Below are 24,446 nucleotides of genomic sequence, written 5' to 3' on the forward strand. Positions count from 1 at the left end.
TTTTCACAAACAACATTTATTTTTTGCAAAAATGAACGACAGTTCCGATTGAGTTTATCCTCTTTCTTTCTATTGACAACTGTAAGACTAAGTATAATCATATGAAAATGGTTGATGTGATAAATGTGATCATTAGAACCACATAAACCTTCTTAAAAATTAAATAGCCAATAACTCCCCAAGCTAAATACAACAACGGCAATGTGAATAACACAGACCCATGGGTTGAAGATCATGTAAGTAAATATACTCCACTCTCCTATACAGCTATCTTATAACTTCCATGCTTGTCATTTCCCAATCTTTATCAGATTTTAGTGATATCTCTTTAGATTCCTTGCTTTCAATATTATATTCAATAATTCTGCCAATAACTCCATTCTTATCTCTCTCAAACATTCTTACCAATGCATAAATCTTGTCGTCTAAAATCTTAGCCTCTTCTAAACGTTCGTCATCTGATTTAAAATTAAGTGGAATCTTTTCAGAAGATATCTCTTTGAGGTCTCTGTTGAATGTCTTAATTTCTCCTTCATAGGAGACTATCGTTACTTTATCATCGTCTACGTTTGTCTTGTAGATAGTGAATCCTTTATCCATTACTATTTCTCTTTTCTTATCGAGAGTTTTTTTGTCGAGTACAACCAACATAGACTCCTGTTTACTGTCAACGCCATCGTTTAAGGCAAGTATTAACTCTTCGTTGTTTAATGACTTCAAAGACTCATTATTGTCAGGGAAGAATACTGAGTCTACGTCTAACTTTTTTCGTTTTTCTTTATGGGTTTTAGGATTTATTGAAGACATTGTTACACTTTCATCATTACTGAGAATGGCATAGATTTTTTTGTCTTCAAATATAGCTGTTGTTAATTCTCCTTCTAATTCAACTTGATTTTTATCGTTGTCATCTTCATTCCAGTATACTAATTCTCCTACTAAGCCATTCTCTGTAAAGCCAACGTTAATGTCGTGTAGAACATACCCATTAGAGTAGTTAATAAAGAATGCACCCTCGTCATCTGTAGATTTTGAAAGTGATTTTGTATTCAAAGGCTCTACCTTGCCAGTCTTCTTATTTAAAGACACATGGTAATTAGACCTATTAGATGAAAAGTAGATATTATGATTGCTTTGAGTAGAAGAAGTAAATCCTACGCAGTCTTTCATTGTCATACTCGACAATTTCTTTCCTTTATCGTTGTAGTTGACCATCTCGCATCCTCTGTCCATTGCCTGTGAATATATGATAGCAAATTTACTATCTTTCATATGGCTCAATTCTCCCTTAGAAGAGTCATCCACAGCCTCCTCTTTCTTTGAACATGCTGAACAAACAAGTGCTATGGCGCAAGATAATAAAAGTAACTTAAAGTATTTCATTCAATCATCTCCCTTCAATTTTAAACAAGCAAAGCAATCGGGGAAATCCCCGACTGCTTAATATATTTTTTCATATTACTACCTCCAATTACTTATTAGCGCGGTCCACATTTACCATATTATTAGTTAATATGTATTACGTAAACATAAATAGAATTTTAAGGATATTTTAATATATAATGAATTGACATGTTAATTTTGAGTGAATTTTTAAATTAAAAAAGAGACTATTCGTAATAGTCTCTTTTTCACCCAGGTACATTTTCTTATTGCCTACTCGATCCAACATCTTGATGACTCTCTCGTAATGACAACCTGTTTCCTCTAATTCTCTCTTGAAACATCAATGTCTAGGAGTGGCTTCTTTTTTCTTTAGAATTAACCAAGGCGTAGCAGACGTAGACATTTTCTCTACTTGTTTAGCAGATCAATGATCTGCTTCTTTTTGCAAATGCCACGTCTTCAATTTAAGCTTCGTTTCATTTCTACCACTGATGGAGATTGATTTATTTCCCGGGGAAGGAAAGTAACGTGCAGTAAATACTTCACGGCCTCCGTTGACAAAAATCTCAATCGATGATGCATCAATAAAGATATGCAGATCCTGTAATTCCTCAATTTCTACTTCACGAACTTCCTTTGTTCGATCTTCAAATCGATCTCGCTCTAACGTTAGTTTGCCTTCATCTTTATCATAAATGATACGAGCAGCAGCACGGATACAGCATTCAAATCCTTTTTGTGTTTCTATTTGATCAATGAATACCTCTGCGCTCGTCAAATCTTCAACAGGAATGGAGTGAACAGATCGTTTAACGTGAAAAACATGCTCCTGCTCATTTGTCCGCATAGATCGAAGTTCGCTTACCGGCTTTTGAATAAGACGTCCTTCATCATCTAAACGAAGCTCTCTCGGAATCGTCAAACAATGGATCCATTGATAAGAAATGGTTGGATGATGCTCTTCCCCTTGATCTGGTACACCCATCCATCCCATTAAAATGCGTCTGCCCGATTCATCTTGAAAAGTCTGCTGTGCATAAAAGTCAAAGCCACGATCCAGCTCCTCAAACGCTCCATGTGTATATTGGTAGGTACGATCATCCAATGTACCAACAAAATAACCAGATTGATGTGTATTGTTGTATTTGAATCCATCAGGCTTCAGCCCCTGTGGTGACACGATCAATACATCCTGACCGTCTAATTCAAACAGATCTGGACATTCCCACATGTATCCGAAATGATCTAATCCATTCTTTCCACTGCCTGCAATAATGCCTTGAAACGTCCAATTGTCTAATGTATCAGATGTGAATAAGACAAGATGTCCCTTGAGATCTTCACTTTGTGCTCCAAGGACCATGTACCACTTTCCATTCCGCTTCCACACCTTCGGATCACGAAAATGTGCAGTGAATCCTGCTGGCAAAGTCGCCACGACACCTTTTTTCTCAAAATGAACCCCATCCTCTGAAACAGCTAAACATTGATATGTCTCACGGTTCCCTTGCTCATCACGGACATTTCCGGTATACATCACATACATACGACCATCGTCAATGACTGCACTGCCAGAATAACAGCCATTTTGATCAAACCAATCACTTGGCGTGAGGGCAGCCTCTTCATGCTGCCAATTCACTAGATCGGTTGATGTGTAGTGACCCCAGAATTTTGCCCCATGTCCAGTTTTAAATGGCTGCCACTGATAAAATACATGATAGACTCCCTTCCACTGAATCAATCCATTCGGGTCATTTAAAAGACCAACTGGGGGCATTAAATGGAAGTTCTGACGGTACACATCTTTTTTCACCAAATGCTCATAGTTTCGAATACGATCTGTTACCTTTTGACGAAGTGCTGCGTCCGTTATTGTCATCACTGGTGACCACTCCTTGATTATTTTTCGACTTCTTTGACTTTAAAGATGATGGTAAGAATAAATGAAACAGCAACAGCTATTAACATACCAATAACATAATTTACCACATTTTGTAAACCGAATGGGGCTGCAATGGCAATCATCGGAATCCCTGTTAAACCATAAGCGTTGGCGGCTACCTTCGTGAAGACGACAAACGCCCCGCCTAATGCACCTCCGATCATTGCAGCAATAAATGGCTTACGATAACGAAGATTCACACCAAATATGACCGGCTCTGTAATACCTAAGAAAGCAGAAAATGCTGCTGGTAAAGCAATTTCTTTCGTTTTTGCACGCTTTGCTAAGAAAAAGACCGCCAGCCCTGCTCCGCCTTGAGCGACGTTGGACATGGCCCAGATCGGCAGCAAATAATTCCGTCCAATATCATTCAGAAGTCCTGCCTCAATCGCATGGAAGCTATGATGAACACCTGTCAGTACAATTAAAGAATAAGCTCCTCCGAAAATCAGCCCAGCTAAGAATCCTGCATGGTCATAAACATAAGTGAGTGCATTTGAGATTCCTGTACCGAGCATTCTTCCTAGCGGTCCTACAGCAATAAACGTCACAAATCCAGTCACAATCACCGTCACAAACGGTGTCACAAGTAAATCAATACTGTTCGGCACAACTTTTCTTAAATTCTTGTCAATCACGCACATGATATACACAGTCAATAATACGGGAATGACCGTTCCTTGGTAACCAAGAAGAGCAATATCAAAGTTAAATAGATGCATATATTCTGGTTTTGCGTCTGTCAGTCCCCAAGGATTCAGCAAGTTCGGGTGAATCATAATCCCCCCAATGACAGCTCCTAAATATGGATTTCCACCAAACTCTTTTGCTGCACTAACCCCAATTAAAATCGGTAAAATGATAAAGGCAGCACTTGAGAACATATCAAGCATTTGGAAGATGGCGGAGCTTGGATCAGCCCATTTAAAGGCCTTTATCATACCTAGCAGACCCAGTAATAAACCACTTGCGATAATTGCCGGCATGATTGGTACAAAAATATTCGATAGCGTCTTAGCAAAACGTGCAAGTGGATTCATTTTTTGTTTCACGGCTTCATCATGGCTGGCAGGTTTTTGATTCTCGTCGTCTGCCTCAAGACCCGTCTCACGAGCAAAAGGCTCATATACTTTGTTGACAGAACCTGTTCCAAATATGATCTGGAATTGACCCGAGCTTGAGAATGCACCCTTCACACCCTCAAGTTCTTCAATGGCATCTTTGTCAATCAACGCCTCATCTTTCATCACCAATCGGAGTCGTGTGGCACAATGCGTTGCGCTGATGACATTTTCTTTGCCGCCTAATAATGTTGTTAATTCTTTGGCTGTTTTTTGATAATCCATGTTGTCTCCCCCTTTTTTTAAAACAAAAAAGACCTAAAATTCACCAACGATGAAAGGACATACACGTCCCCTCGTTACGCAAATTTTAGGTCTTGCCTGCCTGACAGTCACAATCCCACGATATTGGTTTTTGATTACGCTTTCATCATAGTATAAGAGCGTGACCTGCGTCAACCTATTTTTTCAAATCAAATGACCCATATACACTAATTAGAGTAGTGTGCATAAAAAAAAGCCTGCGGACAGGCACAACCTTTACACCAATTCGGCATCCTGCAGACGCTGAACATGCAGCGTGATGTAGCCGATCTCCGATTTAGGGAGATGAAGTCCATATTCTTTTTTCAGCAAATCAGCCAGTCCAAGTGCACACCGGTAAGCCGAATCATACTTTGTTTGGATAAAAGTCAGCATGTCATCGTCCATGATTTGAAATGCTTCATTCGATTCCAACCTGCCTAATGCATACCTCAAATGTGTCACAAGCCGCTGATATGAAATACTATCCTCATCAATCGAGCGCTCAAAAACACTTTCGATATGCTCGATCATTTCTTTGATCATCGTTGTGTATTTGACCGTCTTCTTCATGGACTCCGTATTCATTTTGGCCGTATGAATATGAAGTGCCACATACCCTGCCTCATCGTCCGGCAGGTCAACCCCAAGCCGCTCCTTTACATAACGAATGGCATACTTTCCAATGTCATATTCCTGTTTATATAAGACTTTGATCTCACCAAGCAATTTATTATATAAGACAATGCCTTTTTGAATGCGCTCAATGGCAAAGGATAAATGATCTGTCAGTGATATGTGGATATGATCACTGAGCGGCATCATGAGTTCGCCCTCTGCATAGCTAATAATATGCTCTGCCACCTCAATATGCGCTTCTGGCAATGTCGCAAGAATTTGTTTGAATTTCTCATTTTCTTCACGCACAACAAAAATCTTCTCTATTTTTTGAACGGGAACGACGTCATTTTTCCCCTTCTGAAAAGCAATTCCGGGCCCCATCACAATTTTCTCCTGATCACCCTCCTTTACAACCACTGCATTGTTATTCAATATTTTATATATCTTCAAGGGGCATCCTCTCCCACAGATAACGTGTCTTATGTGGGATTTTACCCTGTTTCAACTTTTCTGTAAAGATAAGAGCGGACCGGCACGCGCCTCTCTCGTTGTCTTTTCATCAAGCATCATCAGACTTTCTTGAAACGTCTTTTCTGTCCTGCGCTTCTTCTTCTTTTCATCTGCCAGTTTCTCTAGCTTTCTCTCATTCACTGCAAGAAAGAATCTTCCGTCCACTGCTGCCACTTTCACCCCTTGCTTCTTCAGCAGCTCACCAGGATTCACAAGCACATTCATCACAAAACCAAACCATACACTCAACCAGTTCTTCCATTTCTTCACTGAACATCCCTCCGATTTACTTAGAATCTAGCAGTTCTAGCAAATTAACTGTTCCTATCATATCCCGAGAAAAAAGAGAGGTTTGTCACAATCTGGGTGAAAAAACGAACTATTTTTCAGAAGTTTTGTTGAAAAGTGCAGAAGATAATCATGTTCCACAATGTTTCTATAAAAATTTTATACACACACTATCCCAAAGATAAGCACATCTTATCAACAGGGTTTATCCACATATCAACACCCTCTTACTAGATTTTGTGTATGAGATTTTTTTATTTTCCATATATATATCTGAATAATCGAGTTATCAACAGATTATTGTGCATAAGTGTGACTTTATAAACAAAATAGTTCTTTATGACTATGTAAAATAAGACCATTTCAGTAAAGGAATTGGTTTCATCGTATGGAATACTTAATAACGGGCAGTGAATCTTTCCTATTTATCCACAAAAAGAAAGGCTATCTCCCTAAATACACAGCTAGAAAGGGGAAAATTAATTGAAAAAAGTAATCTCTCGTTCTTCTGTTCTATTGTTCTCCACTATTTTTACCTTATCCACATTCTTTTCAGGTCAGGCTGCTGCCGCTCCATCGAACAAACAGGTGGAACTGGAAAAAGCAGAAATCTTCGGCGAAATCAATGTCAATTCTAGAAAACAGACCACTGTCATTGTTGAATTAAAAGAAAAATCTTTAGTTGAAGCCAAGCAAGAAGGCGAAGCACAAACAAAAGCCTCCCTCAAAAAATCTCGAACAAAAGTAAAGAATGCAGCACTCAAAAAGCTAGATAAATCGAGTGTTCGTCAAGAATATGAAAAAGTCTTCTCTGGTTTCTCTATGAAACTTCCTGCAAACGAAATCCCGAAACTGCTCGCAGTTGACGGAGTAAAAGCCGTTTATCCGGATGTTACATATCAAACAGATGAAGTGAAAAAGAAAAGCGTCCAGCTTCCTAATGAGGATGTCTCTCCACTCATGGATAAAAGTGCTCCATTTATCGGTGCCCCAAAAGCTTGGGATGCCGGCTACTCTGGAAAAGGAGTAAAAGTCGCTGTCATTGATACTGGCGTAGACTATACCCACCCTGATTTAAAAGGAAACTTCGGATTATACAAAGGCTATGACTTTGTTGATAATGACTATTCTCCACAAGAAACACCAAAAGGAGATCCTAGAGGCGAATCGACAGATCATGGTACACACGTCGCAGGAACAATTGCGGCAAATGGACAAATTAAAGGTGTCGCAAAAGATGCTACTCTTCTCGCCTACCGTGTCCTTGGACCAGGCGGATCAGGAACAACTGAAAATGTCCTGGCAGGCATCGACCGAGCTGTCACTGACGGAGCCGATGTCATGAACCTTTCTCTTGGAAACAGTGTGAATAATCCTGATTATGCAACAAGCATCGCACTGGATTGGGCCATGTCTGAAGGGGTTGTCGCTGTCACATCAAATGGAAACAGCGGGCCGAACAGCTGGACCGTTGGATCTCCAGGGACATCAAGAGATGCAATTTCTGTCGGAGCCACTCAGCTTCCGTACAGTCTATACAACGTGAAACTTCCGAACTATTCAACTGCAAAAGTGATGGGTTACTATCAAGAAAGTGATCTAAAAGCACTTGATCAAAAACAAGTCACACTCGTCCAAGCAGGCATCGGTGACGAAAAAGCTTTTGAAAACATCGATGTCAAAGGAAAGGTGGCAGTGATTGAACGTGGAGCCATTGCCTTTGTGGATAAAGTGGACAATGCGAAGGCTGCTGGTGCGATCGGCGTTGTCATGTACAACAATACGGATGGAGAAATCCCTGTGGATGTACCAGGTCTGGCCCTTCCGACGATTAAGCTGTCAAAAGCGGAAGGAACAGCGCTTGTTAAAGCCATTGAGGCTGGTAACAATACAACGACTTTCTCGATTCAATTTGTGAAAGAGTTAAGTGAACAAGTCGCTGACTTCTCATCTCGCGGACCTGTTGTCGATACGTGGATGATCAAACCAGATCTTTCAGCACCTGGCGTGAGTATTGTCAGTACCATTCCGACACACGATCCTTCTCAGCCTTACGGATATGGATCGAAGCAAGGAACAAGCATGGCATCTCCTCATGTAGCCGGAGTAGCAGCGATTATTAAACAAGCTAAACCATCGTATTCTACAGAGCAAATCAAAGCGTTGATGATGAATACAGCAGAAACATTGTATGACCCAAATGGCAGCCCGTTCCCTCACAATACGCAGGGCACAGGCAGCGTGCGAATCATCGAATCACTTCAAGCGTCTTCTATTGTGTCTGATGCAAGCTATTCGTACGGCACTTTCTTAAAAGAGAAGGGCGTTCAAATCAAAACGAAGAAGTTCAAGGTAGAAAACCTATCAAAAGCACCGAAAACCTATACCATTGATTACAAGTTCGATGGCAGCGGCATTAGCACAAACGGAACGAAAAAAATCACAGTGAAAGGGAATTCTACAGGGTCCTTTACTTCCGCAGTACAAGTGAATGATGGAAAAACGAAAAAAGGAACGTACCAAGGCAGTATCACCATTCGCGAAAATGGCAGAAAGGTCACTGAAATCCCTACTTTATTGATTGTAAAAGAGCCTAATTACCCGCGCGTCACTTCGGTTTCCGTAGAGCCAGATAACCGTGCTGGAAGCTATGTCATTAGCAGCTATCTTCCAGGTGGTGCTGAAAATCTTGCATTCCTCGTCTACTCGACAGATGGAGAATATTTAGGTGAAGCAGGAGTTTATCAACATGTTGATAAAGGAGAGCATCGTGTGAAATGGAATGGCACGATCAACAAAGGACAGAAGTTAGAAGCAGGTGAGTATACAATGCTTGCGTATGCAATCCTGAAAGGTAAATCAGATACGGTTCAAACGAAAGAACCATTCGATATTTATCCTGAATAAACAAGAATCACATCAAAAGCCTTGTATGAGCCATCAGCTCAACAAGGCTTTTCTATCATATATGGAGGAAAGAGAAATTCATGTTGATATGGCTATGGATCGTTTCTTTTATGACGGCTTTTTTTCTTACGATTACATTGGTTTATTTTTTTACCTTTTTACATGCAAAACAGCCTCGTCCTTTTCATCAAGCATGTGAACTGACTGTCTATACCACCTGCATTTACCCGCTTAGCTTGGCAGTGACAGCTGCCTTTATTCTCATCATGACGCTCCTCTATCCCTTATATTGGCTGCGCAGACGGTAAAATGACACACGTTATGCACCAAAAGCTTCTTTTAATAAACGATACGATGTGAGACGGTCTTGCATATGATGTGTGATGGTCACAGCGATCACTTCATCTGTACGATACGCCTTTGCGAGTGCTGTCAGCTGCTGCTTCACAGAAGATGGTGTGCCAACAACCATTCTCTGTCGATTGGCTGCTACTCGTTTTTGTTCATATGGACTGTAGGAATAGGCCTTTGCCTGTTCAAATGAAGGAAAGCCGCCAAGGTTCTGTCCTTGCTCATTGGCTAATAATGATAAATCTAAGCTGACAGCCAATTTTTCTGCCTGTTCCTCTGTTTCTGCACATAAAACGAAGACCGCAAGACTGACACGCGGCTCATCACCAAATTCCGAAGGCTCAAATCGGCTGATATACTGCGACACAGAGTCTTCTCCGCCTTCTCCATTAATGAAAAGAGCAAACGTATAGCCTGCACCTGCTTTTGCGGCAAGCCGTGCACTTCCTCCAGAAGAACCTAACATCCATACCTCTGGGGCAGTTTCTACCTTCGGAGAAGCGGTTAGATGAGGCAGCGGATAAAATTCATCGGCTAAATCATGTAAATACACCTTCAATTCTTCTACCTGCTCAGGGTATTGATCACCAAGGCGCTTCCGTTCCCCATGGTGAAGGGCAATGGAGGAGATCGGCATGCCTCCAGGAGCACGTCCAATGCCAAGGTCGATTCTGCCCGGAGCCAAGGCTTCGAGCACTCTGAAGTTTTCTGCTACTTTATAGGCACTGTAGTGGGGAAGCATGACGCCGCCAGAGCCAATACGGATATGTGACGTAACAGCTGATAAATGACCGAGAAGCACCTCTGGACTTGATCCTGCGAGCCGGTTTGAAAAGTGATGCTCTGATACCCAAAAACGATGATAGCCCCATTTCTCTGCCTGCTTCGCCAGCTCGATTGTTTGTTTCAGTGCCTCAGCAGGCGTCGCATCTCCAATTAACGGAGATTGATCCAGTATACTTAATTTCATGATGTCGCACCTCTTACAGAAATCCCCCTCTCTCACTCGAAAGGGGGATTTCTTGATTTATTTTCGATTAAAGCCCTTCTCTTTCACAAAATCTCCGAGGAAGGCACGTTTTGGCTGGCTAAAGCCTCGAAGCATTTGCTCAGACCATGTATCTTTTCTCTCACCATTTGTTCGTTCTTCATAATATGATGAAATACGATCATCGTATTCTTTTAAATAGCGATCCACATGAGCTTCGTCCTGCTGATATGTGTTTTCATGGTAGATCAGCTCAACGGGCAGCCGTTCCTTTTGAGATGATTGATTGGCAGGATGTCCTATGGCCAGGCCGAATAGCGGCAGCACATAGGAAGGCGTTTCAAGTAATTCGGATACTTCCTTCAGCTGATTACGCAGTCCGCCGATATAGCAGATGCCAAGTCCCATAGATTCTGCTGCGACACTGACATTTTGCGCAGCGAGCGCCGCATCAATCACACTGATAAGAAAGGCTTCAGTATTCTCAAGCGCTTCTTGATGGTTTTTTCCTGCTTTTTTTGCAATATAGTCGTGACGTTTCAAGTCTGCACAAAAAACAAAAAAATGCCCATTCTTCTCAACGTATGGCTGATTTCCAGCCAGTTCCGCAAGCTTCGCCTTCTTCTCCTGATCTGTTACACCAATGATACTATACGCCTGTACATAGCTTGATGTCGAAGCAGCCTGTGCACTTTTGATAAGTGTCAGCACTTCTTCGTCAGTCAGACGCTCATCTGTAAACGAACGGATGGACCGATGATTTAAGATGGTTTCTATCGTTTTATTCAATTTGAAGACCTCCTTCACTCCTACTATCATAAGGCAAATGAATATTGCTTTTCAAAAGTTAGAACTCACGCCAAAAAGGCAGCCTACGCTTAGACTGCCCTTTACCCGTTTTATTTAAATAAATAACTTTGATATTTCGTTAACTGAACACTTGCATTATAGGCGATCCCAAATCCTATAAGAACAGATAAAACGGAGCTTCCCCCGAAGCTGATGAATAAGAGTGGTATCCCCGTTACAGGCATGACGCCTATGTTCATGCCAATGTTCTGGAATGTATGGATAACAATCAATGCTGTATATCCTACACAGAAAAATGACGCAAACCGGCTATAAGGATGGATACGGTCAATCAGCACAACAAGCCTATAAATCAGGAAGAAGAACATGATGACCACAAATGCGCAGCCGACAAAACCAAAGGCTTCTCCTATGATAGAGAAAATCATATCTGTCTGTGCTTCTGGAACGTATACTTTTAAGTTTTTAACACCGTTCCCAAAAATTTGTCCTGCCCCAATTGCCATAATGGCTTGCTCGACTTGATATTTATCCGATCCAGATGCATCCTGTGTCTGGGCTTGGTTGGCTGTCGAAGAACTATCGGGCAGCCAAGCGGTAATCCGATTGATCTGATACTGCTGAATCCCGATCTTTTGTGCGAAATCAGGGAATAGAATAATCACGGCTAACACAGCGGCAACTAAGAGCACAACCACTGAACCGATGAGAGAGATCAATTTCCAGTTGACCCCTGATAAAAAGACCATGACAACGACAATAAACATACATACCGCAGCCGTACCTGCATCTTGCAAAAAGATGAGTCCGACTGGTACAGCAGCTACACCGGCAATTTTTAATAGAAGAAAGATATCATCTTCTAATGTCCGTTTTCCTCTTGGGGTTGCCTTCCCAATGACAGAGGCCAGCATCATAATTAAACCAATTTTCATGAACTCTGAAGGCTGAAATGTTCCAATTCCCGGTAACACAAACCAACTTTTTGCACCATTTTTAATTGGAGCAAAATCATGACCTGCAATTTGTGCAGGGGCAATTTTCAAAAGAATTAAGAGCATAATGCCGCCTATAAAAATATATAAGCTTAACTTTTCTAATTGTTCCAGATCAAAGTAATTAATAGCCACAATACATATGACCCCGACCATGTAGTAAATGATCTGTCTGGTCCATGCATTAGATCCATATTGCCCAAACTGTCCCGCAGCATAAATAGCGATGACACTGATGGCAAAGAAGGCTAAAAATATAAAAATCAAATCTCCCTGATAGTAAGGAGATGTATTCTGCTTGTTCATGAACTAACCACCCTTATTACAAAACATAAAAGCCCTTATTTATATTAGATTGAAATTTTCACAAAAGCAACTCACCTTAAATATGACGGAAGTGACACCTGAAAGGTTCCATTCTATTTTCAAAAAATGAAATACTTTTCATCCTAACAATAGGAAAAAATTCCTTTCCACTCTATCATGACAGCCGATCATAAGTCCTTTAAAAAGATTATTTTACAGATTTTAAGGGGAAAATTCAATGACTTATGTGGCGATATGAAAGGTTAACATCTTGCCAGCATAAGCTTAACTGAGGTATAAGAAAAAAACAATTTCTGCGGAATAAGGCCCATTTTCCAATTATTGAGTTTACTTCAAAGTCAATTGTGGTATAATATTTGTAACAAAATGTTCACAATATCTCCTAAAAACAGACACAATCACATCCTGACCTCTCATTTGAATTTGGACATCAACTTACAAAGGAGTTGGATACGATGGATATGTTCTTTGCGTACCTATGTATTGCAACAGCTACACCCCTGTTTTTATGGTTGGAAAACAGAAAGATTGCATTAGCATCTATTCCACCCATCATGATTATGTGGATTTTCTTCGGCCTTTACATGACAAGCAGTTTATCTCCAGCAGGACATACCTTCATGATCGCTTTCTTTGCCATTAACGTGATTTTGGCTCATATTGCAGCTTTCCTCATCTATGGACTTCCATTCATTCGCAAAAGATTCAGCAGCAGATAGAGATCGCATCATCAATTGGAAGCGTTATCACAATCAGCATAAAAACCACTCATCTATGAAAGATGAGTGGTTTTTTATTATTTCTCTGAATGCTCAGACTGCTTTGGCGCAGATGGTGAATAACCGTCTTTGCTGTTCTCTCCGTGGCTGTAGTGAGCCGCGAAGATCCAAACAGACCCGATGACGAAAATGATCGCACAGAACAGACCAAACAAAGTATTTCCGACTTGAACAGTTCCGTTCTCGCTTTCTGTCATGTGCATAAACATGAATAGCTGCAAGAACGCTTGAATGAAAGCAAAACCAAAGATAATCCATAGTTTTGCGGAACTGCCAATTTCAGCTCCAATAGCAATCCAGAATGCTAAGACGGTTAGCACGATGGATAGAATGAAGCCAACTACGTGTTTCCAAGGGAAGTGTTCGTGCTCTGCTGAGGAATGTGTTTTTCCAGCCATATCACAAAAGCCCCCCTAATCCGATCAAGTAAACAGCTGTGAAGATGAAGATCCATACGACATCAAGGAAATGCCAGTATAGACTTGAGATAAAGATCTTCGCTGCTGTTTGTGGAGTTAATCCACGTTTTTTAATTTGGAACAAGACCCCAGTAATCCAGAAGATACCGATAGATACGTGTAATCCGTGAGTTCCTAAGAGTACAAAGAATGCAGACCAATACGCACTTGTATGGATGCTCGCACCCTCATGTACATAATGGAAGAACTCGTAAATCTCAAAACCAACGAAGCCTGCACCTAGAAGCAGTGTCAGAATCGTCCAAATGACAACCCCTTTTGTACTTCCACGGCGCATTTCATGAACAGCAATCCCACATGTAAATGAACTCACCAATAGCAGGAATGTCATGATCAATACAAGCTTCATATCAAACAGCTCAGCTGGCAAAACGCCGCCAGCTGTTCTGCCATGAAGAACAAAGTAGGTCGCAAAAAGTGTTGAGAATAACACGATTTCCGCGCCAAGGAATATCCAGAAACCAAGGATGTTTAAACGTCCTGTTTCAGACTGATATTCAAGCGGTGCATTTGCATAGCTGCTATCATTATGTCCCATTACTTCTGCGCCTCCTTATTCTTTTTCTCTGTTTCAATCACTTCTTCAACAGGAATATAGTAGCCATCGTCATATTCAAATGAACGTAAAATCATTGTTGCGAATACACCGATTAAGCCGATAACGCCAATCCAGTACCATTCAAATACAAGACCGAATGCACCAAGTCCGAAGAATGCAGACATGATAAGCGGTCTGCCTGAATTGTGCGGCATGTGAATTTTCTTGAATTCTTTCTCGGGATGAACGTCTACATTGTTTTGCTTCCAATGATGGAATGCATCTGGCGTTGTCACTTCTGGAAGTGCTGCAAAGTTATAATGCGGCGGAATTGCAGAAGATGTCGCCCAGTCAAGTGTACGTCCTTCTCCCCAGCTGTCTCCAGACACTTCACGTTTCGCGTGTCTCCAGCTGTAGTAAATGTTATAGCAAAGGATGATGAATCCGATACCCATCATGAATGCACCAATTGTTGAAATAAAGTTTAGTGCAGTCCAGCCATCTTCTGGTCCATACGTATAAATACGTCTTGGCATTCCTTGCAGTCCTAAGAAGTACTGCGGGAAGAAACAGATGTTAAATCCGATCATGAATACCCAGAAGAACCATTTGCCGATTCGTTCGTTTAACTTGTAACCAAACATTTTCGGATACCAGAAAACAAGACCTGCAAAACAAGCAAATACAGTACCTGCGATTAATACATAGTGGAAGTGGGATACAAGGAAGTACGTGTTATGGTACTGGTAATCCGCAGCTGCCATCGCAAGCATAACCCCAGTCACACCACCGATTACGAAGTTCGGGATGAAACCAAGTGCCCAAAGCATTGGGGATGTAAAGCTGATACGGCCTCGATACATTGTAAAGAGCCAGTTAAAGATTTTTACACCTGTTGGTACAGAAATCGCCATTGTTGTGATCGAGAAGAATGAGTTAACCGCTGCACTGTTCCCCATTGTAAAGAAGTGGTGAACCCACACAAGGAAACTAAGAACAGAGATTGCCACAATCGATACAACCATCGCTTTGTAACCAAACAACTGCTTTCTTGAGAACGTCGCAAAGATTTCTGAGAAAATACCGAAAGCCGGCAGGATCACGATATATACCTCAGGATGTCCCCAAATCCAGAAAAGGTTCGCCCAAAGCATTGGCATACCGCCCGCTTCGAGTGTAAAGAATGCTGAACCGAATAAACGATCGAATGTCATAAGTGCTAAAGCAACTGTTAAAACAGGGAATGCGAAAACGATAATGACAGACGTGATCAATGTTGTCCATGTAAACATCGGCATACGCATAAGCGTCATACCTTTTGTACGCATTTTTAAAATGGTCACCATGAAGTTAATACCTGTCATTAGTGTACCAATACCTGCAATTTGGAGCCCGAGCAAGTAGTAGTTCTGTCCAGGTCCTGGTGAGAAATCATTTCCGGCGAGCGGCATGTAACTCGTCCAGCCTGCACTTGGTGATCCCCCAATAACGAAGGAAATGTTAAACAGCATTGCTCCGACCATAAATGTCCAGAAGCTCAAGTTGTTCAAATACGGGAATGCAACGTCACGTGCACCAATTTGAAGAGGAACCACGACGTTGATTAAACCAATTAAGAATGGCATCGCCATGAATAAAATCATGATCGTACCATGCGTTGTGAAAATTTCATTATAGTGGTTTGAATCTAAAAACGTATTATTAGGAAGCGCCAGCTGCGCGCGCATCATCAGTCCGTCTACCCCACCGCGGAAGAACATAATCACAGCAGCAAGGATATACATGATTCCAAGCTTTTTATGATCAACTGATGTCAGCCATTCTTTCCAGAGCCATTTCCACTTTTTGAAGTAGGTTAAAACAAACACGATGGCAATGGAAGTAAGAGCGATAGAAATTTGCGCACCAAGAATTAATGGGTCTCCAGTTACAAAAAACTCATCCCATTTTAAATGCATAACGGCCTCCTCCTTTCCTTAGTCAGTTTATTCGTTTTCTAGTTTTCTTTTATAGTTCTTCACATTCTCGAAAGGATCTGTCTTGGAATGCGGAGAAACTGATTGATAACCTAAACGTTTGCGTGCTTGGAGTGCATATTCAGAATCCTCTCCGTGCTTCGCAAAAGATAAATGTGTTGATGAGAATGTCTGCACATCTGCAGCATCAGGAAGCATCAAGTAGTCATACGTTTTCTTCGTTAACTTTGGTGCTTCTTTTTTCGTTTTATTTACCCATTTATCATAGTCAGACTGCGTCATCGCATTGACTTTGAATTTTTGCTGGGCAAAGCCTTCGCCTGTAAAGTTGGCGTTTCTTCCTTCATACGTGCCTACTTCATCAGCTTGAAGATATTGTTCCATTTCCATTCCAGCCATCGCATACTTCTCCCCGCCTAGCTGAGGAATCCATAGTGATGCCATTGTATCAGCGGAAGTGATTTTGAATAAAACCGGCTGATCTTTTGGAATGTTTAAGTAGTTCACTGTTTCAATATTTTCCTCTGGATAGCTGAAGATCCATTTCCAATCAACTGCTGTAGCATAAACGACAAGTGGATCTTTATGACTTGTTGCTTGAGGCGCCTCTTCCAAAGAGTAAATTGTTTTTACAGTTGGAACTGAAAGGGCAGCAACGATTAATATTGGGATCACTGTCCAGACAACTTCTAGAAGCGTATTCCCGTGTATTTCTGGGTTATAAGAGGCGTTTCCAACGTCCTTACGCTCACGGTATTTAACCAAAATGATGGTAAACAGTACAAATACCGCACCAACGATAAAGAGCATGAATCCAATGGATAAAAGGATTAAGTCTTTTTGTTGTGCTGCGACTGGTCCTTTAGGATCTAAAACAGCGATATTGCTGCAACCTCCTAATACAAAAACACTCACGAGCATCGCTAATAAAAGCATAGGTTTAATGGCTCTGAACAAGAAGATCACCATCCTTCCTTAAATAATGTATAAATTGCTGAATAATTGTGAAAAGCCATCTGCCTTCGAAAACTTTTCTTCCCTTTGTAATGCTATCAAAATCTGTTGGAGTTAGCTCCCCTTTTTTCAAAAGTTCATTTATTTTTCAACAGATTTCTATTGAAATGTCATAAATTCGCCATAAATTTATATTATTGCACACACAATAAATTTCTAGGAATTTGAAAAGTTGAGAGTTGAAGGCAAAGGACAAACAATCAAGAACTTTGTCAAATTTAGGTTTACCACAATAAAAAAGTTTGGTCAAATTTCAATTTAACTTTATGAAATTTTATCTAGGTAAACAATTCTGAAATAGGTATCCCCATATTTAACAAAAACCTTACTCATTTTAACGCAAGTCGACAAGAAAAGAAAGTAGCGATCCTCCGTCTATGCGCTGTAATGATTGGTAATGGTGATAAATGAGTGGAAACTCACTAAAGACTTCCAGCAAAAAACCGGCTCATCGCCGGCTTCTCAATATTCGTCTCTCACCAAAATGTCTGGTCGCCTATAGATGCTTCCTTCATGTTCTATGTCTATATACGTCCACTTGCCTGTATAGGTTAAAAAGCGATTCCCCTCTTTCTCTACGACCATCGTATCCTCTGATTTCAATCCTGGTAAGGAAGGATTCCAAGTGAATACTTGATGAAGCTGGATCTCTTCCACGGATGAAGGAACTGCAATGATCTCTCTAGACACAAATCCAGTCTTCCCTCCTTGGTGAAGCTTTTTCCAGCTATCAGGAAATCCTTCTTTTTCATATTGAGCAATGCCTGCCTTCAATACATCTCCAATGGTGTTCCCTGGACGAGTGGCCGCATTCATGACCGTGTCAATTCGCGCAAGCCTTTCCTTGTTTTCTTCAAGCTCCTTTGGTAGCTGTCCAAAGTAAACGGATCTTGTGACATTTGCCACGAGTCCATGCCGTTCAGCACAAAGGACAACCAATGCATGCTTTTGAAGAGCTTTTTCTGTCGGGATCGGGTGACGATATTGATGAATCCGGTCATCTGTTGCCACGAGCAGCACTTCTATCGTCATCCCCTGCCCGATCGCTCTTTGAGCAACAAGCGAAGCAATTTCATGCTCTGTCTGTCCTGGAACGATTTCTTTACACACACCCTCTACAATAACAGCTGTTTCATGACAAAGGGTTTCATATTGGCTGAGCTGTGGTGTTGAAAGGATCGATCGAACACGAGACAAATCGGGTTCGATCCATTCCACTCCTTCCATTTGAATGTCGGCACCGATTCGTTTGTCTTTTATGAGTGTTTGAATGTAAGGAGTCTCATCCTCAAACCAACCCATTGTGACGACTTGAAAGGGATGGTCGAAATACGCCATTTCTTCTTCAATGATTCGTTTTTCTTCCATTTGATTCACAACTAGGACAATATCGTCTTTCAACACGAGTAGCTGACAAACGCCCTCTGGCGTGTTTAACACAATGTGGTTTCTTCTTCCTCCTGTAAGCCAAGAAAAGTTATTACGCTTTTGAATCAGAACACCGTCGAGTTGTTTTTCTTCCATTAAAGTTCTTACCTGTTCAATCATCAACTCATCACCTGCCTGTATGGAGTGTTTGAATGAAACGTTTAAATGCTGTTTTCCCTTGCTCTGTTCTTTTAAACACACCCGCCTGGGCGAGTATACGAGAAAAAATGAGGCCGATTTCTTTTTGTAAAATGGCTTCTATGTTGTCCTTCGTAAAGGTATTCTCTTCGATCAGGCGCTCTGCCCATGACTCGTGCTTCATAATAGACGGGCAGGCTTTGATTTCTTCAAGAGGGTTTTTGGATAGCAGTGCCGCTTTTAGCTGGCTTAATTCCTCTGCTAATCTCCCAGGAAGGACGGCGAGACCCATGACCTCAATTAATCCGATATTCTCTTTTTTAATATGATGAACTTCTTTGTGCGGGTGGAAGATTCCGCCTGGGTGCTGCTTGTCTGTACGATTATTTCGTAGCACGAGATCTAATTCGTACTCATCCCCATGACGGCGTGCGATTGGTGTAATGGTATTGTGCGGGGTCTCTCCTGTATGTGAGAACAGCCCCGCTTCTGGATCTGAATACATTTTCCACTCATGTAATATAAAATCTGCTGCATCCACAAGCGTCTGCTGGTCGCTGCTTTGAAGCCTGATCACTGACATCGGCCATTTCACAATACCCGCCTTCACCCTCGGAAACTTTTCGAGAGAAAACACTTCTTCCATCTTTGCTTTCGCCATCGGAAATTCATGAGCACCACCTTGAAAGTGGTCATGACTTAATATGCTGCCTCCAACAATGGGAAGATCAGCATTTGATCCTATGAAATAGTGCGGATATATAGATATGAAGGAAAGCAGACGCTCGAAGGTCTTTTTAGATATCTGCATTGGTTCATGCTCGCCCTTGAACACAATACAATGTTCGTTGTAATACACATACGGCGAGAATTGCATAAACCACGACTCATTTGTAAGTGTCACCGGAATAATCCGGTGATTCTGTCTTGCTGGGTGATTGATGCGTCCCCCAAACCCAACGTTTTCTTTACAAAGGAGACAAAGAGGATATTGTTTTTGACTCAGCTTTTTGGCTTCAGCGATCGCTTTTGGGTCCTTTTCCGGTTTCGATAGATTAATCGTGATCTCAAGTTCACCATCTTCTGTCGGTGTAAACCACTGCACATTTTTGGCGATTCTGCCGGTATGAATATAGTGGGCATGCTGCTGCATTTCATAAAACCAGCTTGTCGCTGCCTTTGGTCCGCAATGCTTGCGTTTCTCTTCAAACTTTGCATAGATGACACTCGGAGGCGCCACCAAGCAGCCCATGATTTTGGCATCTAATAAATCACGATACGTATCTGTCCCGTCAGGAATAAGACCTGTTTCAACTGCCCAATCGAGTATCGGCATTAAGATGTCTTCAAGGTCGCTGTCTCCTGAGACTGTTCTTGCCTCAGCATCGTCGAGACCAAGCACCTCTAGTAGCCGGTTCCTTGTATAATCCATATCCAGTGGTGATATTAGCTCTTTATTGATCCCGTATTGAATCAGCTGTTCTAGCTTTTCAAAAATATCAATCGCCATTCCCTTTGTCTCCTCCCCTGCCTGCTACACGTTACTCACTTTGATAGCCATCTGGATGTTTCTGAAACCAATCCCATGCACTTTGAATGATGGTGTGGAGATCTGCATATTGCGGCTTCCATCCTAGTTCTTTCAGCGCTTTTTCTGATGAAGCAATCAGCTTAGCTGGATCACCCGCACGTCTTTCTGCCACCTGTGCTGGAATGGCATGACCTGTCACTTCTCTTGCGGCTTCTACGACCTGCTTTACAGAGAAGCCTGTGCCGTTCCCTAAGTTGTACGTCGCGCTTCCTTTTCCTTCACGCAGACGCTCAACCGCTAGAATGTGCGCCTCTACTAAATCCATGACATGAATGTAGTCTCTAATACATGTGCCATCCTCTGTTTCATAATCCTCACCGTAAATCATGATTTGATCACGCTTTCCTAAAGCCACTTGTAGAATAATCGGGATTAAATGCGTTTCTGGCTGATGATCTTCACCGACAATCCCTTCTGTATGAGCACCGGCTACATTAAAATAGCGAAGCACAACATATTCAATACCATATGCCTGCTCAGACCACTTCAGCATTTTCTCAATCGCGAGCTTCGTTTCCCCATAAGGATTTGTTGGGTTCGTCTCATCCGTTTCAACGATCGGTACACGCTTTGGTTCACCATATGTCGCAGCAGTTGAAGAGAATACAATGCGTTTCACATCAAATTCATTCATCACCTGAAGTAAAGCCGTTGCCCCTCCGACGTTGTTGTCATAGTACTTCAGCGGGTCTGTTACACTTTCTCCAACAAGTGAATCTGCCGCAAAGTGCATGACCGCTTCAATGTCATGCGTTTGAAAAACACGTCTTAAAAAAGCGTGATCCCTTAAATCTCCCTCTTCTAATACGGCACCCTTTACGACTGCCTCTTTATGACCTGTCTGCAAATTATCCACAATCACCACTTGTTCTCCTTTAGCCAAAAGAGCCGCTACCGCATGACTGCCAATAAAACCTGCTCCTCCACATACTAAAATTGTCATCAAATTTCCTCCTTCGTTAATTCTCTAGCGCCTCCCCCAATTCCAGCTGTGTAAAAAGAGGCTTGAATGCCTGTTTTTTCTTGATAAATCGCACCTGTTTCTTCTATAAATGAGTCTAACAGCTCTTCTTTCACAATGCTGACGGTACAGCCCCCAAAGCCAGCACCTGTCATCCGGGAACCAATCGCCCCTGGATGCTGCCATGCGGCTTCGGCCAGTGCATCTAGCTCAAGCCCAGTGACTTCATAATCATTCTTTAAAGAAAGGTGAGACGCCTTCATGAGAGCACCTAGTTCTTCCATTTTATCATCTTTCAGAAAATTTACTGCTTTCATGGTCCTCTCGTTTTCCGTGATGGCATGTCTTGCACGTCTTCTACACGTTTTATCTTGTATCAAATGGTCATGCTTAGCGAATTCATCCTCCGTGAGCTCACATAAATGACCGATATCTAATTCTTTTCTAAGATCGCTTAAAGCAGATTGACATTCCGAACGGCGTTCATTGTATTTGGAATCTGCAAGTGTTCGTTTTTTATTTGTATTGGCAATGACAAGTGCCAGACCCTCTTGCCGAAATGGGCTGTATTCAAAGGAAAGTGTGTCACAATTGAGCAAAATAGCGTGACCATCTTTTCCAAGACTAATTGAAAATTGATCCATGATGCCGCAATTCACACCAATGAACTCATTTTCAGCGCGCTGCGCAAGAAGGGCTAGGTCGATTTGCGTTACGCCGAATGACGACCATTCATTGATCAAGACAGCCGTGACGAGCTCAATAGAGGCAGAGGATGACAGGCCTGCGCCATTTGGGATATTGCCGGCATATACAATATCAAAGCCTTCTTTCACATCCATGCCTGCTTCGATAAACTGTTGGAATACTCCCTTCGGATAGTTCGCCCAGCCGTCCGATTCTGCGAAAGCGATTTCAAAAAGGTCGAACTCTTTCACACCTTCTTCTTCAAAATTCAAGGAATACATTCTAACTCGTCCATCTGATCGCCTTGCACCCGCAGCATATGTACCAAGAGTGAGTGCACATGGAAAGACATGACCCCCATTATAATCTGTGTGTTCACCAATTAGATTGACTCTGCCTGGGGCGAAAAAGTAGCGTAGCTCTTCCTGATCTCCAAATTGCTGGTGAAATGCTGCTCGTAATGTGTCGATCATATCCATTCCCCTTTTCTCTTCTGATAATCTTATTTTAGTTGCCCCGTCAGCTGAAGTTCAATGGTAAAAAAATCGTTAAAAAATACCCTTTTTTTGCTGTGAATGGTACGATGTGATATGAGGTGTAACATGATTCAAAATAGAAAAAGGTTGTTTTTTGCTGTAAGGGAGGGTTTCCAATTTGAAGAAGGAAGCATTTGCATTTCGTTTTCACCATTCTGATGTGACATTGCCGGCCCAAATCTGGTCTGTTGGCTGGGAAGTTCAATCATCTTCGTTATACAGCTGGAATGGCGTAGAGCGGAAGGATCAGGGCAAGTGCATCTTTCAGCTCACACTGTCTGGACACGGCATGATTGAAATCGGACAGAAACGATTCAAAGTATTGCCTGGACAAGCCTTTCTGGTGAAAAGCCCTAGTGCCTACCAATACTATTTTCCAGAAGACAGTGAACATTGGGAATTTCTCTATTTAACACTTTATGGGGAAGCCTGTGACCTTTGCTTTGATCAATTTATCGATCAAGGAAAGCAGGTCATGCGTTTTCATCCGAATTCCAAACCGATCCGCCTGCTAAAGAAGATTTATGATGAAGCCAGTGAAAGACGGATTACCAATCCATTTGAGGGGTCTAGCCTTGCTTATCAATTTGTCATGGAACTGTATTCATATTTGCCAAAGCTTGAGGGACAAATGGAGAAATGGCCTGAGCCCATCGTCCAAGCGGCCTTATTTGCAAGCCACCATTTTCACGAGGAGATTGGGCCTGACGATATGGCAGCTGCGGCACGTTTATCCAAAAGTCATTTTACGAGGGAATTCAAAAAGGCAACTGGCTTCACACCGATTCATTATTTAACCAATATTCGTTTAGAAAAGGCGGAAACGTTACTGAAAACAACGAAATACTCGATTGAAGAAATCGCCACACAGTGCGGCTACCGAAATGCGAATTACTTGAATAAAGTCTTTCGAAAGAAAATCGGCATGTCTCCAAAGCAACTCCGGGAAACAAGCGATGCATAATAAAAAGCAGCCGCTTTTCAATTGGCTGCTTCTTTTACGCTTTCGTCAGGTCAACACGAATTCTCCCTTGTCTTAAAACAATGGTCATTTGCGTATCAGGGGTCATTAAATTTTCTAAAATGTCCGTTGCTGTTTGAAGCGCAATGTCCATCCGGTTGATCTTTTCCTTTTCTTGTTCAGAAAATGCTTCTGGATGTGCGGTCATTTCTTTGACTAGCCTCAACACTTGTTCATGCTGCTTTTCTGTTTGTTGATATATGGCATCATATAATTCGTCTGGCCTGCTGCTCATTTCACATCACCTATCTTTTTCATGTGTTAAATCGCATCTTCTTTTGTTTTCTTGAAGACGAACCATTTACTGGCGACATAATTGACCACGACAATCACAAAGTTAACAAGAATTTTTGCGACGGTTTCGTTGAGCGCCATTTGGCTCACAAATAAAATCATCAGCCCCAGATCTACACCTAGAGACATGAGACGGACACTAAAAAATGAAGAAAGCTCACGCATCAGGCTTTTTGTGTCACGAGCCTTTTGCTTGAAGACATACTTCTTATTGGTGATATAAGCAAAGAGCACAGCAAATACCCATGAAACAACCGTTGCTGTTTTGTAATCCATAGAAAACATCTCAACGAATAAATAGAAGCTGACTATGTTGACAATGGTTGTACACACACCCATGATCAGATACATGACAACTTCTTGATACTTTTGAAAAAGGCTATACATGTCTTTCTTCATTCCTTCTTGGTGAATTCTGTTTCTTTTAGAATACCATCTTAAGAAGAACTTCCCAAACGAACAATATGTGCGTCCTGCAAAGATGAAATTTGTTCTCGCTGATGGCATATGTC

The 24,446-nt window shown here is 41.7% G+C and carries 22 protein-coding genes; 4 read left to right on the forward strand and 18 right to left on the reverse strand.

Features of this window, described 5'->3' with window-relative positions; genetic code table 11:
* Nucleotides 1-267: 267 nt before the first annotated feature.
* From NST57_RS18830 to NST57_RS18850, 5 genes are all read right to left on the reverse strand, one after another.
* Nucleotides 268-1,383, reverse strand: a complete 1,116-nt coding sequence (locus tag NST57_RS18830; protein WP_341299060.1) for a hypothetical protein — start codon at nt 1,381-1,383, stop codon at nt 268-270.
* Between the two features lie 427 nt (nt 1,384-1,810).
* Nucleotides 1,811-3,268: a sucrose-6-phosphate hydrolase gene (locus NST57_RS18835; RefSeq protein WP_341299240.1), complete on the reverse strand. Its 1,458-nt coding sequence runs from the start codon at nt 3,266-3,268 to the stop codon at nt 1,811-1,813.
* Between the two features lie 20 nt (nt 3,269-3,288).
* Nucleotides 3,289-4,677, reverse strand: coding sequence for a sucrose-specific PTS transporter subunit IIBC (locus NST57_RS18840; RefSeq protein ID WP_341299061.1), 1,389 nt, complete (start codon nt 4,675-4,677; stop codon nt 3,289-3,291).
* 255 nt (nt 4,678-4,932) lie between these two features.
* Complete coding sequence (locus tag NST57_RS18845) at nt 4,933-5,766, reverse strand: PRD domain-containing protein (protein WP_142153109.1); 834 nt, start codon at nt 5,764-5,766, stop codon at nt 4,933-4,935.
* Between the two features lie 51 nt (nt 5,767-5,817).
* Complete coding sequence (locus NST57_RS18850; protein WP_142153111.1) at nt 5,818-6,096, reverse strand: hypothetical protein; 279 nt, start codon at nt 6,094-6,096, stop codon at nt 5,818-5,820.
* Between the two features lie 501 nt (nt 6,097-6,597).
* Between NST57_RS18850 and NST57_RS18855 the strand changes: the two genes are divergently transcribed.
* Together NST57_RS18855 and NST57_RS18860 are read left to right on the forward strand one after the other, a co-directional pair.
* Nucleotides 6,598-9,021: a S8 family serine peptidase gene (locus NST57_RS18855; protein ID WP_341299062.1), complete on the forward strand. Its 2,424-nt coding sequence runs from the start codon at nt 6,598-6,600 to the stop codon at nt 9,019-9,021.
* A gap of 80 nt (nt 9,022-9,101) precedes the next feature.
* Nucleotides 9,102-9,329 carry a hypothetical protein gene (locus tag NST57_RS18860; protein WP_341299063.1) on the forward strand — a complete coding sequence of 76 codons (228 nt, stop codon included), beginning with the start codon at nt 9,102-9,104 and terminating at the stop codon, nt 9,327-9,329.
* 11 nt (nt 9,330-9,340) lie between these two features.
* Here the strand turns inward: NST57_RS18860 and NST57_RS18865 are convergent, their stop codons facing one another.
* The 3 genes from NST57_RS18865 to NST57_RS18875 form a co-directional block, all read right to left on the reverse strand.
* Nucleotides 9,341-10,345 (reverse strand): LLM class flavin-dependent oxidoreductase, encoded by a 1,005-nt coding sequence (locus NST57_RS18865; RefSeq protein WP_341299241.1) that lies wholly within the window; start codon nt 10,343-10,345, stop codon nt 9,341-9,343.
* Between the two features lie 54 nt (nt 10,346-10,399).
* Nucleotides 10,400-11,149: an oxygen-insensitive NADPH nitroreductase gene (gene nfsA / locus NST57_RS18870; RefSeq protein WP_046344738.1), complete on the reverse strand. Its 750-nt coding sequence runs from the start codon at nt 11,147-11,149 to the stop codon at nt 10,400-10,402.
* A gap of 110 nt (nt 11,150-11,259) precedes the next feature.
* Nucleotides 11,260-12,471, reverse strand: a complete 1,212-nt coding sequence (locus tag NST57_RS18875) for an FtsW/RodA/SpoVE family cell cycle protein (protein WP_008345489.1) — start codon at nt 12,469-12,471, stop codon at nt 11,260-11,262.
* A 476-nt stretch (nt 12,472-12,947) separates the two neighbouring features.
* On the opposite strand from NST57_RS18875, the gene NST57_RS18880 reads away from it, so the two are divergent.
* On the forward strand, nt 12,948-13,211 hold the full coding sequence (locus tag NST57_RS18880) for a spore morphogenesis/germination protein YwcE (protein ID WP_008345491.1): 264 nt from the start codon (nt 12,948-12,950) through the stop codon (nt 13,209-13,211).
* A gap of 77 nt (nt 13,212-13,288) precedes the next feature.
* Here the strand turns inward: NST57_RS18880 and qoxD are convergent, their stop codons facing one another.
* The 8 genes from qoxD to NST57_RS18920 form a co-directional block, all read right to left on the reverse strand.
* Nucleotides 13,289-13,669: a cytochrome aa3 quinol oxidase subunit IV gene (qoxD, locus tag NST57_RS18885; RefSeq protein ID WP_012011667.1), complete on the reverse strand. Its 381-nt coding sequence runs from the start codon at nt 13,667-13,669 to the stop codon at nt 13,289-13,291.
* A gap of 1 nt (nt 13,670) precedes the next feature.
* Nucleotides 13,671-14,288 carry a cytochrome aa3 quinol oxidase subunit III gene (gene qoxC, locus NST57_RS18890; RefSeq protein ID WP_099682291.1) on the reverse strand — a complete coding sequence of 206 codons (618 nt, stop codon included), beginning with the start codon at nt 14,286-14,288 and terminating at the stop codon, nt 13,671-13,673.
* Nucleotides 14,288-16,246 (reverse strand): cytochrome aa3 quinol oxidase subunit I, encoded by a 1,959-nt coding sequence (gene qoxB / locus NST57_RS18895; RefSeq protein ID WP_007497822.1) that lies wholly within the window; start codon nt 16,244-16,246, stop codon nt 14,288-14,290. Before qoxB ends, qoxC begins: the two co-directional genes overlap by 1 nt.
* A 27-nt stretch (nt 16,247-16,273) precedes the next feature.
* Entirely contained in the window at nt 16,274-17,230 is a 957-nt protein-coding gene (gene qoxA / locus NST57_RS18900; protein ID WP_142156129.1) for a cytochrome aa3 quinol oxidase subunit II, read from the reverse strand.
* A gap of 510 nt (nt 17,231-17,740) precedes the next feature.
* A complete protein-coding gene (locus NST57_RS18905) occupies nt 17,741-18,826 on the reverse strand; it encodes an aminopeptidase P family N-terminal domain-containing protein (RefSeq protein WP_142153117.1) in 1,086 nt (361 codons plus the stop codon).
* Between the two features lie 7 nt (nt 18,827-18,833).
* Nucleotides 18,834-20,354 carry a UDP-glucose--hexose-1-phosphate uridylyltransferase gene (galT, locus tag NST57_RS18910; RefSeq protein WP_142153119.1) on the reverse strand — a complete coding sequence of 507 codons (1,521 nt, stop codon included), beginning with the start codon at nt 20,352-20,354 and terminating at the stop codon, nt 18,834-18,836.
* A 31-nt stretch (nt 20,355-20,385) separates the two neighbouring features.
* Complete coding sequence (galE, locus tag NST57_RS18915) at nt 20,386-21,378, reverse strand: UDP-glucose 4-epimerase GalE (RefSeq protein ID WP_142153121.1); 993 nt, start codon at nt 21,376-21,378, stop codon at nt 20,386-20,388.
* A complete protein-coding gene (locus tag NST57_RS18920; RefSeq protein ID WP_445818802.1) occupies nt 21,378-22,556 on the reverse strand; it encodes a galactokinase in 1,179 nt (392 codons plus the stop codon). Before NST57_RS18920 ends, galE begins: the two co-directional genes overlap by 1 nt.
* A 181-nt stretch (nt 22,557-22,737) precedes the next feature.
* Here NST57_RS18920 and NST57_RS18925 point away from each other — a divergent pair, with 181 nt between their 5' ends.
* A complete protein-coding gene (locus tag NST57_RS18925) occupies nt 22,738-23,583 on the forward strand; it encodes an AraC family transcriptional regulator (RefSeq protein WP_008345501.1) in 846 nt (281 codons plus the stop codon).
* A gap of 34 nt (nt 23,584-23,617) precedes the next feature.
* Here the strand turns inward: NST57_RS18925 and NST57_RS18930 are convergent, their stop codons facing one another.
* The gene (locus tag NST57_RS18930) at nt 23,618-23,875 is read right to left on the reverse strand and encodes a hypothetical protein (protein WP_008345502.1); all 258 of its coding nucleotides are present in this window, start codon (nt 23,873-23,875) and stop codon (nt 23,618-23,620) included.
* 26 nt (nt 23,876-23,901) lie between these two features.
* Complete coding sequence (locus NST57_RS18935; RefSeq protein WP_024719496.1) at nt 23,902-24,285, reverse strand: GtrA family protein; 384 nt, start codon at nt 24,283-24,285, stop codon at nt 23,902-23,904.
* Nucleotides 24,286-24,446 lie beyond the last annotated feature (161 nt).

Origin of the sequence: Bacillus sp. FSL M8-0077, assembly GCF_038050255.1 — a bacterium.
Lineage (GTDB): Bacteria > Bacillota > Bacilli > Bacillales > Bacillaceae > Bacillus > Bacillus altitudinis.

Coding starts and splice junctions, on each gene's coding strand:
- NST57_RS18830 (WP_341299060.1), bottom strand. CDS start 1,383: ATGAAATACTTTAAGTTACTTTTATTATCTTGCGCCATAGCACTTGTT.
- NST57_RS18835 (WP_341299240.1), bottom strand. CDS start 3,268: ATGACAATAACGGACGCAGCACTTCGTCAAAAGGTAACAGATCGTATT.
- NST57_RS18840 (WP_341299061.1), bottom strand. CDS start 4,677: ATGGATTATCAAAAAACAGCCAAAGAATTAACAACATTATTAGGCGGC.
- NST57_RS18860 (WP_341299063.1), top strand. CDS start 9,102: ATGTTGATATGGCTATGGATCGTTTCTTTTATGACGGCTTTTTTTCTT.
- NST57_RS18875 (WP_008345489.1), bottom strand. CDS start 12,471: ATGAACAAGCAGAATACATCTCCTTACTATCAGGGAGATTTGATTTTT.
- NST57_RS18880 (WP_008345491.1), top strand. CDS start 12,948: ATGGATATGTTCTTTGCGTACCTATGTATTGCAACAGCTACACCCCTG.
- qoxD (WP_012011667.1), bottom strand. CDS start 13,669: ATGGCTGGAAAAACACATTCCTCAGCAGAGCACGAACACTTCCCTTGG.
- qoxC (WP_099682291.1), bottom strand. CDS start 14,288: ATGGGACATAATGATAGCAGCTATGCAAATGCACCGCTTGAATATCAG.
- qoxB (WP_007497822.1), bottom strand. CDS start 16,246: ATGCATTTAAAATGGGATGAGTTTTTTGTAACTGGAGACCCATTAATT.
- NST57_RS18905 (WP_142153117.1), bottom strand. CDS start 18,826: ATGATTGAACAGGTAAGAACTTTAATGGAAGAAAAACAACTCGACGGT.
- galT (WP_142153119.1), bottom strand. CDS start 20,354: ATGGCGATTGATATTTTTGAAAAGCTAGAACAGCTGATTCAATACGGG.
- galE (WP_142153121.1), bottom strand. CDS start 21,378: ATGACAATTTTAGTATGTGGAGGAGCAGGTTTTATTGGCAGTCATGCG.
- NST57_RS18920 (WP_445818802.1), bottom strand. CDS start 22,556: ATGATCGACACATTACGAGCAGCATTTCACCAGCAATTTGGAGATCAG.
- NST57_RS18930 (WP_008345502.1), bottom strand. CDS start 23,875: ATGAGCAGCAGGCCAGACGAATTATATGATGCCATATATCAACAAACA.
- NST57_RS18935 (WP_024719496.1), bottom strand. CDS start 24,285: ATGTATCTGATCATGGGTGTGTGTACAACCATTGTCAACATAGTCAGC.